The sequence below is a fragment of the Candidatus Neomarinimicrobiota bacterium genome (assembly GCA_016784545.1).
In the GTDB taxonomy this organism is placed as follows: domain Bacteria; phylum Fidelibacterota; class UBA8477; order UBA8477; family JABMPR01; genus JABMPR01.
Genome location: JADHUM010000002.1, coordinates 106,838 through 121,109, shown reverse-complemented (window position 1 = coordinate 121,109; position 14,272 = coordinate 106,838). Strand labels below are relative to the sequence as shown.

The following is a 14,272-nucleotide window of genomic DNA, read 5'->3' as shown; positions in this document are numbered from 1 at the left end:
CACCTGTGCTAACCAATGTTGACATCGACGGAACAGTTGTGGCTCATGGTCGCGCTAAGAAAATCATCGTCTTCAAGAAGAAACGCCGCAAGGGTTACCAGAAGAAACAAGGACACCGCCAGGGTTTTACACAGATTAAGGTAGAAGGTATTGCACCTGCAAAACCTGCTGCCAAGAAAACCGTAGCTAAGGCCGATGCTGAAGTAAAAGCAGCCAAGCCAGCCGCTAAAAAGGCAACAGCCGCCAAAAAGCCAGCAGCTAAGAAAGCTCCAGCTGCTAAGAAACCAGCCGTTAAAAAGGCTGCAGCTAAACCGGCCGCTGAAAAAGGAGAATAGCAATGGCTCATAAAAAAGGTGTTGGTAGCTCCAAAAATGGTCGCGAGAGTCATTCCAAGCGACTGGGTACAAAACGTTATGGTGGAGAATTCGTTTCTGCTGGAAGTATCATTGTCCGTCAGCGCGGAACCGCCATCCACCCCGGCCAGAATGTTGGCATCGGTGGGGATGATACCCTCTTCGCAAAGATCGATGGTTTTGTGACCTTTGAACGTAAAGACCGCACGAGAAAACAGGTAAGCGTCTATCCAGAAGCTTAACCTGGATTCCAGTACAAACCTCAAAATCCCTCGAGTAATCGGGGGATTTTTATTTTATTGAACTTATGAACAAATAACTTCCCTGTGAATTAGACCGATGTGTCATTACGAGGAATGTTAATGACGAAGCAATCTCCTGAATTCCGGTGTCTAAGAAGAGATCGCTTCAACCCGACAAGTTTGTCGGGATTCGCGAAGACGATGATTCGAGTCGTCACTTTTGACAAACAACTGAAGGATGTGTAATAAAGATGACTGATGATGTTAAGAAACTAAACGAAATGGTTGATGCTTTTGAGCGCTTGAAAAAAGAATTATCAAAAGCAATTGTTGGACAGGATAAGGTCATTGAGAAGTTGGTCATTGCCATGCTTTCACGGGGGCACGCCCTGCTGGTTGGAGTGCCTGGATTAGCAAAAACTCTCCTTATCAAAAGTCTTGCAGAAGTATTGGATCTCTCCTTCTCACGTATCCAGTTCACACCAGATTTGATGCCTTCGGATATAACGGGGACGGACATCATTGAAGAAGATCACACCACTGGCAAACGTGAGTTTCGTTTTGTCAGGGGACCAGTGTTTGCCAACATCGTACTTGCTGATGAAATCAACAGAACGCCGCCCAAGACCCAGGCTGCTCTATTAGAAGCAATGCAGGAGCACAGAGTGACTGCAGGAGTGGAAAGCTACGTCCTGGATGAACCCTTTTTCGTTCTGGCGACGCAGAATCCCATCGAACAGGAAGGAACCTATCCCTTGCCTGAAGCCCAACTCGATCGTTTTATGTTCAATTTGCAGGTTGAATATCCAAGTCGTGATGAAGAACGCCAGATTGTGGGTCAAACCACTTCGGGAGCATCTGTTCAATTGAAGAAAATTTTGGATAGAAAAGCCATCATGGAATACCAGGATCTCATTCGTCGAGTCCCTGTTGCTGACAACGTGATTGACTATGCAGTGGATCTGGTGGCAAAAACACGACCTGATTCAGAGAGTGCACCTGATTTTATTCAGAAGTGGGTTGGTTGGGGTGCTGGACCCAGAGCCTCACAATATCTCATACTGGGTGCGAAAACCAGAGCTGCTATGATGGGCAATCCCACGCCATCTATTGAGGATGTCAAAGCAGTGGCTCTCCCTGTCCTGCGACACCGCGTTCTTACCAATTTTAATGCTGAAGCTGATGGTGTTTCAGTGGATGAGATTATCAAGAAGCTGTTTTGAGCATATTAATACCTTATCCCTCGACTCCGCTCGGGATGACACGGACAGAGGCTTATGAATATGAATCCCTTCACAGTTGATTACTACTTTCGTCATCCTGAGGCCCTCGAAGGACAGAAATTGGTACTAATCAAATCCCATATCCGTCATGTTTCGTAACTGCCAGAGTTGTTATAATGAGAATAGTAATCCCAACGATATAGGTATCGAAAGATCCCCTGATTCTCTTCGTTCCTTATCCAGGTCGATTCGTCGTTATTTATCACCTTGCGTGATTATTCAATGGGCAGCAATCCTAGTCATCTTTTTGTATACCCAAAGCGTATCAGCCCAAAATATGTGGATGTGGAATCAACGTACCCATCCCGAATTAGAATGGCACACCCTGGAAACGGAACATTTTAATCTTCACTATCATCAGGGACTGGAAAGCATTGCTGAAAAAGGTGCTCTGATTGCGGAACAGACTTATCAGCCCATCATGGATCAACTCCAGGTTAAAGACTTCGGCAAAACCGATATCGTTTTTTCTGCTGAAGATGAAATCATGAATGGATTTGCCATGCCCAGCAATCAGATTTTTATCTGGGTCAGCCAGAATGATGTGGCTGGACATTTTGGCGGTTCGGACAAATGGTTGAAGCTGGTGATAACCCACGAATTTCAGCACATCGTCCAGTTTCAGGCCCATGGAACCTGGGCAGGAATATTCGGGGCTATCAGTATTCCGGCCTGGTGGATTGAAGGGATGGCTGAATACATGACGGAAGTCTGGCGTGTAGGTCGCAGTGATTCCAGAATGAAAATACACACTTACCGGAATACCATGGATCAATTGGATGCCCATGACGATGGCTATGCAAAAGTTCTATATCTGGCCTGGAAGTATGGTGATTCTACCCTGGTCAAAATTTCAAATCATCGTCTTTATCTAATGAAAGAACAAAAAAAATACCCGTATTGGTATGACTTCAAAACGGCCTTCAAGGAAGCTACAGGACAATCTTTGGTAACTTTTGATGAAGAGTGGCGCCGAGCCATGAATACGTATTACTTTGGCTATAAAGCCCAAAAGGAGACCATTGGCGAGGTGGGGGAACCTCTTTCTCTCAAGGGTTTCACAAGGGTGCAAAGTGCATCAATATCACCAGATACTGAAACCATCGCCGTAGTGGGTCGGCGCGATAAAAAAATGCGGGACTCTGGGCTCTATTTGCAAAGCACTGATTCGACTCGCCAGGTAAAGGAGATTCACTACGGACGATTTAATGGAGATCCAGCATGGTCTCCAGACTCAAAACAACTTGTTGTTGCTGAATATCACCGTGGGAGCCACGGTTCGCTTTTAAACGATCTGCGCCTCATTGATGTGGAGACAAAAAAGATTCGCTGGATCACTGAAAACTTCAGAGCCCTTCATCCCGTCTTTGCCCATGATGGACAGGGTGTATTTTTTGTGGCTCACCCCCTGGAGACCACTCATATTTTTTATCAGAATATCGATTCAGGGAAGCGAATTCAATTGAGTCACTTTGAGGGGGATGTCCAGATTCAAGATCTCGATTTATCACCAGATGGAAAAAAACTGACCTTTATGATTCAGGATGTCAATGGTGATGTAGATATTGCCATCTTGAATGTGGACGGTACGGAATTCCAAAAGGTCACCAACGATCCGGAAGAAGATGTCTATCCCGTCTGGTCAAGTGATGGATCAGCCATTGTATATACCTCATATCGTAATTCAACGCCTAATCTGTATCGAGTAGATATGGATAGTCTTTTAGTGACTCAGATGACAGATGTTGCAGAAGGCATTTATTCCAGGCAAAGACTTCCCAAATCGAACAGGATAATTTCCTCCACACTTGCCGATGTTGATACGGTGAGAATCGTGGCAGTTGAAGCATCTCGGGTGGCTCCAGCTCTTGGTCTCCAGATCAGAGAGCCATTTAATGCCTGGAGGACAAAGGCTCCAGACATTGAGTTGCCACCAATTGACTATAAGGCTGATATGCTGTTACAAAAGCCCCAGCCATATCGATCTCTGAAAACAATACGACCCCTGTTTAAGTTTATCTGGCCTCTGGGTGATGCCTTGCTCCTACTGGGGGCTGTGGAAGATGCTCTGGGAAAACATATTTTTCAGTTGGGTGGATTTATCCCCTACTTCGATAATTATCTTGGTGGATATTTCAGCTATACCAATCTTCAATTTTTACCGGCACTCCATTTTTATGGAATGAAAAACTTAAGCATGAATTATTACAGCACCTACAGGTACAATTTTATCGAAAATCGGAATGGTGTTGGCCTGGCAGCCAGTTTTCCAATGAACACGGGTCAATCCCTGTCCTCGAATCATAGTCTCCTTTGGAGGTTTCAGTTCATGCGCCGGGATTTGATGAATTTTGATGACCTTGAAGATTCAGAGACAGGGCAAATTGTTCCCACGCCGACAACTGAGGAATTCAATGTTGGGTTGACCTATATCTGGAAATCTCAGAGACCCCATGCATCAACCTATTTTCTACCACGTCACGGGTTGGGAATACTCGCCCATGCAGAGCGGGCTCTTTCCAGTGTCTGGGGAGAAAATGATTACAACAAATATTGGCTGGAGGGCTTTTTCAATTATGATATCCCCACCCTGCCAGTGGTTCTCTATGGACGGATGAAATATGTGGGGCAATCAGGTGACATACGAATCCAGGACGAGCTGGGCTTTTCGGAGACAGGGCCACTATATTTTTCAACACAGTACATGACAGCTATTCGGAGTACGGGCTTATTTGACGGTCCGGAATCCTATAGTTTACGTGGACAAGTCGGTCAGTATCCAGCCAGCGAACTCATTTTTTCTGTAATAGAATTGCGCATGCCCATTCTAGAAGACGTCCCGGTCAATTTTTTTGGTCTCGGTGTGCAGAATATTACATCGGCACTTTTTTATGATTTTGGATATATTTCAAATTCACAAAAAGCACTGGAAACCTATGGAGCTGAACTGAAATTTGATATCAGCGTGGCTAAACTTCCCCTGGTTACGCTTGCCTATGGCTTCGGCGGGGACGCGGATTACTGGGCAGGCACTGCTGAAGGTAGTGAAGTAAGTTTTTGGGATAGGTCGTATTTGAGGATGGCTCTGGTTAATCCATTTTGAGTTAGAAGTTAGAAGTTAGAAGTTAGAAGTTAGAAGTTAGGAGTTAGGAGTTGGGAGTTAGGTTAGGGGTTTCGTCATCCTGAGGCTCTCGAAGGAGACGAATACAGAAGCAGGACTAAAACATACAGGAACATAATTTGGCAACTGATAAACGAAAATATTTAAATCCCCGCACCCTGGCGACTCTGGCGAATATGCAACTCCGCGCTCGTATGGTGGTTGAGGGATTTATTGTGGGTCTCCACAAAAGCCCCTATCATGGATTTTCAGTTGAGTTTGCTGAACACCGAGCCTATGGTCCCGGCGACAACCTGCGCTATCTGGATTGGCGTCTGTATGGCAAGACAGATCGCTTTTATGTCAAACAATTTGAAGAAGAAACCAACCTCAAAGCCCACCTCATGCTGGATATGTCCAAATCCATGGCCTATGCATCTGGAGATATCAGCAAATTGCAGTATGGCAGCTATCTATCTGCAGCCCTTACCTATCTTTTACTCAGACAACAGGATGCAGTAGGTCTAACCCTGTTCGATACTGAAATTCGCACCCATATCCGACCTTCATCACGCCCCTCCATGTTGAATAATATTCTCAGCCATCTCGAGCATGTTTCACCAGGCGAGGAAACCGCCATAGGTCATAGCCTTCACCATCTTGCGGATCGAATAAACCGTCGTGGTCTGGTAATTATAATCTCAGATATGTTGGATGACCTGGACAATATTCTGAATGGTCTCAAACATTTCCGACATGATAAACATGAAGTCCTGGTGTTCCACATTCTGGACCCACGCGAAGTGGATTTTGCCTTCGATGCCCAGGCTAAATTCAAGGATATGGAATCAGGTGAGGTCATGGCAACTGAACCCTGGCATATTCAGAAAGACTATCAGAATGCTGTGGATGAGTTCAGAACCAAGCTTGGTGCGCGGTGCCGTGAACAGCATGTGGATTACGTCCCCTTAACCACTGATCAATCCCTGGATGTGGCTCTGCTCGCGTATTTGAACAAGAGACACTCCGTTCGATAATTTCTGCTTTTCACGTTGTCTGACTTTGGCAACGATTCTATATTCGCCAACTTCATGAAATCACATATTTATCAAATAATAAACCCCTTGAGGCGACACTTGTGGCTTCTCCTGTGGTCCACACTGCTATCTATCTCAGTACTTGGGCAATCCACGGGCTCGGTCAATGGGAGAGTCACTGACGGTCGATCGGGTGAAGGACTCCCGGGTGTAAATATTCAAATTCAGGGCAGCTCCTTTGGCACTACGACGGATCTGGAGGGCTATTACAAACTGGAAGGACTCAGCCCGGGAGAGTACACCCTCTCTTTTTCAATGATGGGCTATGCGCCCCTGAATAAAAAAAATATCGCTGTAATTCTTGATGTCCCAGTTCAACTGGCAGTGCAACTCAAATCCAATGTCCTGGCATCACCCCAGGTGGTGGTCACTTCCAGCCGTAAAGAACAGGATATTCTTGAATCTCCTTTTTCAGTTTCAGCTATTGGACCAAGAGAGATTCAAGCAAAGGCAGTGGTCAGTATGATAGATATCCTCTCCTTTGAATCAGGGGTGTCGACCATTAAGGGGCAATTGAATATCAGGGGAACATCGGGATATACAATGGGAGCCGGCACTCGCTCATTGCTCTTGCTGGATGGCATCCCCATGCTGGGAAGCGCGGCAGGAAATGTTACCTGGGCTACCATCCCCACCTCAGAAGTTGATCGGGTCGAAATTGTCAAATCCGGTGGATCCGCCCTGTATGGGTCCAGTGCCATGGGTGGCGTGGTAAATATTATCACTCGCAATGCTCCGCTTAAGCCTGAAACCCGACTATCAACAAAAATAGGCGTTTATAGTCATCCCCGGGTTGACGAGTGGCGCTGGCGTGAAAAACGTGGCTTGTTGTACAATACAGAGATATCCCATTCACGGAGTATTGGAAATCATGCGTTCTGGATTCGAGCTCAGAAACGTGACGATGATGGATTTATGGAATTGAACTGGGAAGAGGCTATCAACATTTCTGCTAAACTCAAATTGAATTTCGGTAATGCTCACTCCGCTGCAGTTTTTATCAATGTCCTTGATGATAAAGAAGGATTGACATCTATTTGGAAGAGTTCTGCGAATCCCTTTGAAGCGCCTGAAGGTTCCTCGAGAGATGGTACTCAGGGTAGAAAAGTGGTCCTCAACGGCCATTACAATTATGTGTATTCCCCAGATTTGGCCATAAAAACCAAGACCAGCGCCTACTGGAATGAATGGACCAGTTTTGGTGTAGATCCTGATTACTCAAACGAAAATCGCTTCTACGAAGAAGTGCAGGCAAGTAAAAGTTGGACCACTAGCCTTAGCAGTATTTTTGGACTGACTATGCAGCAGAATAAGGTGAATGCACAAATTTTTGGTGATCACACCAGCTCTTCCTTTGCCACTTTTCTCCTCCTGGAAAAAAAGTTACATCAATTCACCCTTTCTACAGGAAGTCGCTGGGAAGCCTATCAAGTAGATGGTCGGAATCAGGATGATGTTTTTACCCCTCAACTTGCACTAAACTGGAAACCATCTCCATGGTTGGGTTTACGCATTTCTACGGGTAAAGGATTCAGGGTCCCGACTGTGGCTGAGATGTTTACCACTGCCCGCCGAAGTATTTTTACCGTTGAACCAAATCCAGATTTGATTTCAGAGACCAGCATAAACCGTGAATTTGGGCTTACCATTCTGGCGGGGCAGATAGGGGTTCTGGATCTGCTTAAATTGGATGCGGCTATTTTTCATAACAGATTTGAAAATTTTATTGAGCCCATTCCCGACTCAGATGCGGTTATTCATTTCCAGAATATTGCCGATGCCCGCATAATGGGTCTGGAAGTAGGTCTGGGATTAAGTGCATTCAACAATCTGATTGATTACAAGTCGGCATTTACGGTGCTGGATCCCATGGAAACAGATTCAAAAGGGAAGATTCTGGATACCTTGTCCTATCGCCATCGATATCACTGGATCAGCACCATGGGATTACACTATTGGGGGATGGATGCCTCAATTGAATATAGATATCTTAGTCGCATGGAAAGCGTTGAACTTTTTCAGGAAAACATACTCACTGGCGCCGATGCACGGGTTCCTATTCATGTGTGGAATGCAGGAGTTGGAAGATCAGTCAAAGATTGGCATTTTTTGATACGGGTGGAGAACGTTTTTCAATACTACTATACCCAGCTCGAGCGGAATATTGAAGAAGAACGCATTGCAACTTTTACAATTGAGAGGCGGTTCTAATGCGGTTTGCCCTCACCTTTATTATGGTATCACTCATATCCATGACTGCTTGTGAAAAACCCAAAAGTCTGGAAGCCATCGCTGGTGTTGATGGAACCGTAATCTTTACCAGTTGGTCAGATTCGCTTGAAGGGGCTGTGGTGGTGGTTTTCGATATAAACTTGAATTTTGATCGCATAGACGAACCAGGTTATAAGGTCATTGACCATTTCATTACTTATGGCGACCCCATAAATCCAGGTACATCCAGTATCGATTATTTCATCCAACTGGAAGCTGGTGAGTATCAACTTATGGTGATTGGCCTCCTCTTAGACCCGGCTCAATTGTTGGCCAACGAAGAATTATTTCAGGAAATACAAAACTATATTGTGGTTCCTGAAAACTCTGCACCACGGGGAATTGTGATCCGTGAGAAACAAATTAACGAACAGACCGACTGGTATGTTCAGTTCTAATTTACAAACCGGGGCATTTTACATAAGCACATTTTAATTTGCTTCGTTGAAAAGCACTTCTATTTTACGTGATCACTTTTAACAGATACGGATATTCAAGTCGATTCTGTATTAAGACAATAAAACAAGGAGAGAAAATGATGAGTAAGCTTTTACGCGTATTACCCCTTCTGCTGATGATCAGCATCGCATTTGGTGGCGGTATGGTAGAAAACACGAACCAGAGTGCTGATTTTGTCCGCATGATGGCTCGCAACGCTTCTACAGATCTAGACGCCGTATTCTTTAACCCAGCCGGTTTAACCAAGCTGGACGACGGAATGCACCTGTATCTGAGTAGTCAAACTATCACCCAGACCAGAACCATCACAAATGATATCGCTTCACTTAATAGTGATACATTCGAAGGCACCACCTTCGCACCAGTATTTCCCAACTTTTACTTCGCCTACAAAATGGACAAATTGGTTGTATCTGCTGGATTTGTTCCCGTCGGTGGTGGTGGAACTGCTGCATTTGAGGATGGTCTACCTTCGTTCGAAGCTCCTGCTTCCGCATTGGTTCCTATGATGGCAGCCGCTGGAGTAACCGGATATAATCTGGATGTTGAATTCAATGGCTCATCCACCTACCTCGGTGGTCAGGCTTCGGTCTCTTATGCCGTTAATGATATGATTTCACTTTCTGCCGGTGTTCGCTATTTTTCAGCCTCAAATAGCTATGAAGGACATCTAAAAGACATTAAAGTTGAAACCGCTGCTGGCGATATGATTCCTGGTGATGTCATGCGTGGTGTGGCCTCTCAGTATTATGATGGCGCAGCACTAGCAACTGGCGCAGCAACCAGCGCTACAGGTGGGGCAACCGCCCTGCAACCTCTCATTGATGGTGGTGCAGGTGGTGTTTCCTTTGCAAATCTCATTTTAGGTGGTCAGATGGCACAAGCAGATGTTGATGCCATTGCTGCTGGTTTTACAGCTCTTGGTGTTGCCGGTTTTGATGAAGCTACTTGGACCCCAACGATTGCTCAGGGCGCCTATACAACAGCCGCAACGGAGTATGCGACTCAGGCGGCAATAGCAACAGCTACTGGTGACGGTTACACAGCCCAGGGATTAGGCCTAGATGCTGCAACTGCAGATATTGAAGTTGATGCAGTTCAGACGGGTTCTGGTTTTGCTCCGATCCTTGGTTTAAACATTAGTTTGATGGACAAGTTGAATATCGGTATTCGCTATGAAATGCTAGCTCCTCTCGTACTGACAAATGAAACTGAAGTTGATGGTTCCGGTCTGTTTCCTGATGGTGCTGAAACCAATGCTGACATGCCAGCCATGTTAGGTGTTGGACTATCATATCTTGCCATGCCTTCACTGAATATCGCCTTTGATTACAATATGTATTTTAATGAAGATGCAAATTGGGATGGTGATGAAGCAATGACTGAAAATGGTTCTGAACTCGCTGTTGGAGCTGAATTTGCTTTATCAGATGCTCTGATACTCAGTGCTGGCTATAATATGGCAACCAGTGGGGCTATGGATAGCTATCAGACAGATCTTAGCTACAGTTTGAATTCCAGCACAATTGGTCTGGGAGCCAAGTATGCTTTGAATGACATGATGGCTGTGTCGCTAGGCTTTTCAACTACATCCTATGAAGAAGGAATGAATACTGCTGTGGATGCAGGTTTGGGCAACGAAACCTATATGAAGACAGCAACTATTATAGCCATAGGCTTAACAAAGAGTTTCTAAATAGCTGTTAAAAGTTATGCAAAAAGGCCGCTCCTGCGGCCTTTTTGCTCTAAAGGAGTGACTATCATGTTATATATCATTAGAGCTGGAGTGATCATTTCAATCATTGGAGGATTGTTGATTGGCTGTGAGGATGATGAAGCTACTCCAGAAATCAACCATCCCCTTACCGGGGAATATACCTTAACGGAAATGACAATTAACGTTGAAGCAACCACGCTTCGGGACACAACCCTGGCTTTCATTATTCCTCAAAATGGTGTTAACTCTGTTACCATAGCTGCTGGGACGCTTATCCTGATTGAATCAGACCTGTATACAGATGCGGATACGAATCCCATCGGTGGTACGGTGACCTTGAGGAATGACTTCAGTGGAACGCTCTCCGGAAACTTACCTGTTAACTGGGGAACCGGATGTGCACCTAGCGTCCAGATCTCCGGGCTAACTTCAGATGGTACCTGGTCTGCAGATACCACTACAGGCACATTCACCCTCGATCTGGTTCTTGATGCATTGGATATTGACGGATCCTTTAGCTTATCAAGCGATCATCTGGAAGTCATCTATGCGTCCATGCTAAGCAATGACCAGCGTATGATTTCCAGTGTGAGCTATATGGATGCTGATGTGGCAGTTATTCCAGCCTGTTTACCAGTCTCTACGGTTACAGAAAGAATTTTGACACTGACTTTTAATTAAGGGTTATCTCATGTGTTATATCCATTCGTTTACTCAGTCTGATGGATATTAAAAACTCTAGAAGACTCACCCTCCGGGCACTTAAAAAAGTGCTCCCCAAAGCATCAGTTTTCACAGATCTGATACACCGACATGCCTATGCCAGGGATGCCGGATTTTATCGATTACTCCCCCACATGGTCATCAAAGCCACTACAGTAAATGATATTGTTAATATTTTTCGCGAAGCCAATTATCGCCAGAGACATGTGGTTTTCAGGGCGGGAGGAACCAGTCTCTCCGGTCAAGCAATCAGTGATGACATTCTGGTTGAGGTCAAACAGGGCTGGCGCGATATACAGGTCCTTGAACAGGGTCAGTACATTGTTCTGGAACCTGGTGTTGTGGCTGCCAGCGCGAATCAACAACTAGAATCCCTGGGGTATCGGATTGGCCCGGATCCAGGATCCATCCGTTCCGCTTTGATTGGTGGCATTGTAGCCAATAATGCCAGTGGCATTGGATCGGGAACTCGCTTTAACAGCTATGCCACACTGGCCGGGATGGAGATGGTGCTACCTAATGGTCTGGTCCTCAATTCTGCAAATCCCCAGGATAGATCGAAACTTCAATCTCAGGCTCCCCAAATACATGGAGGCCTCATTTGTCTCCGGGATCAAATCAGGGGAGATGAGACCCTCAAACAACGTATAACCAACAAGTACAAGCTAAAGAATACCACGGGTTATTCCTTGAATAGCTTTTTGGATTACGAGGAACCCCTTGACATTTTGGCCCATCTAATGGTGGGCTCCGAAGGCACTTTGGGATTTATATCCAGAGTGACACTGAAAACAGTTCCTCTTTATTCACAAAAGGCCACCGCTCTATTATTTCTGCCTTCCATTATTGAAGCTGCTCGACTGGTGCCGAAATTAAAGAAAGTAGGTAGCTCTGCGCTTGAAATTATGGATGACTCAGCCCTGGAAGCCGTGAGGCATCTCCCTGGGTTACCATTTGATAAGGATATGTACATTGCTCCAGGCTCTGCAGCCCTATTGATTGAGTATCAATCAAATGACTCTCAACAATTAAATGGCATGGTGGAGCAAGCGGTAGAGGTTATTAATGAAAAGCATGCCTCCAGCATCCCACAGTTTTTCAGTGATCCCATAAAAAGGGACCGGCTTTGGAAGGTTCGACGAGAATTGGGTCCCCACCACGCCGCAACCCGACCGCCGGGAACTTCCGTCCTTAGCGAAGATGTCTGTTTCAAAGTGAAGGATCTTGCCCGAGCCATCAAGGATCTCAAAGCCTTGTTCGATCGCTATGCTTATGATGATGCGGTCATTTTTGGGCATGCAGGGGATGGAAATCTCCATTTCAAACTGAGCCTGGATCTGGATCAGACCAATACGCTTGAAAATTATTCAGCCTTCATGTCTGATCTGGTTGAGATGGTTGTGGATAAATATGATGGTTCCCTCAAAGCAGAGCATGGAACCGGTCGGAATATGGCGCCCTTTGTCGAAAAAGAGTGGGGCGGGACTGCCTACAAAACAATGCAAGATATTAAAGCCCTCCTTGACCCCAATGGTATTTTGAATCCACATGTGCTGCTCAGCAACGATGAACAGATTCATTTGAAGCATATCAAACCCATTCCCCTGGTAGATGACATTGTTGATCCCTGTATCGAATGCGGACTCTGTGAGCCCGTTTGTCCCTCAAAGGACTTCACCCTAACCCCACGACAACGGATTGGTGTATTACGAGAAATCGAAAGCCTGGGAGAGACCGCTGGTAACGAGACCAGCATCAAGCGTTTGGAGAAAGCCTTTCGTTTTTACGGGGTTGATACCTGTGCCATAGATGGTCTCTGCAGCATGAGTTGTCCAGTAGATATTGATACCGGGCAAATGATGAAGAAATTCCGAGCAGAAAGCCACGGGGTCCCAGCCAGGTTCATGCATAGACTCGCGGAGAAGCATTTCTCCTGGACGTTGCGTGGCGTGAGAACAGCGCTACGCTTAATCACACCCCTGAGATACGCCATGAGGAATGAGAAAATTCAACAGGGGATGAAAGTCATAAACAGGCTCTCGGGTGGTTCCATACCTGCTCTAAATCCACATTTAATAGCTGCATCTGAAATTTTGCCACCCCAGTCAAAAGAAGTGGACATGATTTACTTCCCCTCGTGTCTAACACGTAGTTTGGGAAAGCCAGAGAAAACAGGTTTAACAACGGCGGAGACTTTCACTGAAATACTCACCCATGCAGGTATTGGATTTGGGTATCCACAAAATATTTCAAATTTATGCTGCGGTCTCAGTTATAGTTCAAAGGGCTATTCAGAAGCTGCCCTGCAAGCTGCTATTCATACCACAGAGAACCTTTGGATCAGTTCTCTAGAAGGTGAGTTACCCATCGTTATGGATACAAGCCCCTGCTCAAAGCATCTTGCTCATTATGATGAGCTTTTATCAGGAATCCACCTGGCCCGTTGGCGGGCGCTGAAAATTTATGATATGGTGGAATACCTCCATGATATCGTCCTGGATAAACTCAGTCTATGGCATGTGAAAGAAAAAGTGGTCCTACATCTGACCTGCTCCACCCGTCATATGGGGCTGGGAGACAAAATGGAAGGCCTTGCACGGCGCTGCTCAAAGGAAGTCATCATCCCTCACGATACAGGCTGTTGCGGCTTTGCAGGGGATAGGGGGTTGCTGGTTCCCGGATTAGCTGAAAGCGCTACTGAGATGGAGTCAAATGAAATTAATGATATTGACGCAGATGGCTATTACTCCACCAGCAGAACCTGCGAGATTGGGATGACCATGGCTACGGATAAATCCTATCAGCCACTGGTGTCCCTGGTCCATGAAGCCATCATCAAGAAATCGGTTTAGAATAATACCATATGCACTTCTATTTTGGTCATGGATGTAAATAAAAATGTGCCTCTAAATAATGACCTGAAATAGATTATTCCTAGCCACGGATGAGCACTGATCATCACAGATTGAAACCGGGGGATTTCGTAGAATAACTCTACATGATTTTATTCGTTTCCATTCAATCATA

The 14,272-nt window shown here is 45.5% G+C and carries 10 protein-coding genes; all 10 read left to right on the top strand.

The annotated features are described in order from the left end of the window. The coding region (gene rplU / locus ISR87_01210) for a 50S ribosomal protein L21 (GenBank protein MBL7024045.1) at positions 1 to 335 on the top strand (335 nt) is incomplete at its 5' end. 2 nt (positions 336 to 337) lie between these two features. Beyond that, positions 338 to 595: a 50S ribosomal protein L27 gene (gene rpmA / locus ISR87_01205; protein MBL7024044.1), complete on the top strand. Its 258-nt coding sequence runs from the start codon at positions 338 to 340 to the stop codon at positions 593 to 595. 251 nt (positions 596 to 846) lie between these two features. After that, entirely contained in the window at positions 847 to 1,818 is a 972-nt protein-coding gene (locus ISR87_01200) for an AAA family ATPase (protein MBL7024043.1), read from the top strand. A 343-nt stretch (positions 1,819 to 2,161) separates the two neighbouring features. Continuing rightward, complete coding sequence (locus tag ISR87_01195) at positions 2,162 to 4,981, top strand: PD40 domain-containing protein (protein MBL7024042.1); 2,820 nt, start codon at positions 2,162 to 2,164, stop codon at positions 4,979 to 4,981. Positions 4,982 to 5,175: 194 nt separating this feature from the next. Beyond that, positions 5,176 to 6,015 carry a DUF58 domain-containing protein gene (locus ISR87_01190; protein ID MBL7024041.1) on the top strand — a complete coding sequence of 280 codons (840 nt, stop codon included), beginning with the start codon at positions 5,176 to 5,178 and terminating at the stop codon, positions 6,013 to 6,015. 99 nt (positions 6,016 to 6,114) lie between these two features. Continuing rightward, positions 6,115 to 8,286, top strand: coding sequence for a TonB-dependent receptor (locus ISR87_01185; GenBank protein ID MBL7024040.1), 2,172 nt, complete (start codon positions 6,115 to 6,117; stop codon positions 8,284 to 8,286). Beyond that, positions 8,286 to 8,744, top strand: coding sequence for a hypothetical protein (locus ISR87_01180; protein MBL7024039.1), 459 nt, complete (start codon positions 8,286 to 8,288; stop codon positions 8,742 to 8,744). The genes ISR87_01185 and ISR87_01180 overlap by 1 nt, the downstream gene beginning before the upstream one ends. Positions 8,745 to 8,881: 137 nt before the next feature. Then, on the top strand, positions 8,882 to 10,501 hold the full coding sequence (locus ISR87_01175) for a hypothetical protein (GenBank protein MBL7024038.1): 1,620 nt from the start codon (positions 8,882 to 8,884) through the stop codon (positions 10,499 to 10,501). Positions 10,502 to 10,567: 66 nt separating this feature from the next. Then, positions 10,568 to 11,203, top strand: coding sequence for a hypothetical protein (locus tag ISR87_01170; GenBank protein MBL7024037.1), 636 nt, complete (start codon positions 10,568 to 10,570; stop codon positions 11,201 to 11,203). A gap of 41 nt (positions 11,204 to 11,244) precedes the next feature. After that, complete coding sequence (locus ISR87_01165; GenBank protein ID MBL7024036.1) at positions 11,245 to 14,097, top strand: FAD-binding oxidoreductase; 2,853 nt, start codon at positions 11,245 to 11,247, stop codon at positions 14,095 to 14,097. Positions 14,098 to 14,272 lie beyond the last annotated feature (175 nt).

Coding starts and splice junctions, on each gene's coding strand:
- rpmA (MBL7024044.1), top strand. CDS start 338: ATGGCTCATAAAAAAGGTGTTGGTAGCTCCAAAAATGGTCGCGAGAGT.
- ISR87_01200 (MBL7024043.1), top strand. CDS start 847: ATGACTGATGATGTTAAGAAACTAAACGAAATGGTTGATGCTTTTGAG.
- ISR87_01195 (MBL7024042.1), top strand. CDS start 2,162: ATGTGGAATCAACGTACCCATCCCGAATTAGAATGGCACACCCTGGAA.
- ISR87_01190 (MBL7024041.1), top strand. CDS start 5,176: ATGCAACTCCGCGCTCGTATGGTGGTTGAGGGATTTATTGTGGGTCTC.
- ISR87_01180 (MBL7024039.1), top strand. CDS start 8,286: ATGCGGTTTGCCCTCACCTTTATTATGGTATCACTCATATCCATGACT.
- ISR87_01175 (MBL7024038.1), top strand. CDS start 8,882: ATGATGAGTAAGCTTTTACGCGTATTACCCCTTCTGCTGATGATCAGC.
- ISR87_01170 (MBL7024037.1), top strand. CDS start 10,568: ATGTTATATATCATTAGAGCTGGAGTGATCATTTCAATCATTGGAGGA.
- ISR87_01165 (MBL7024036.1), top strand. CDS start 11,245: ATGGATATTAAAAACTCTAGAAGACTCACCCTCCGGGCACTTAAAAAA.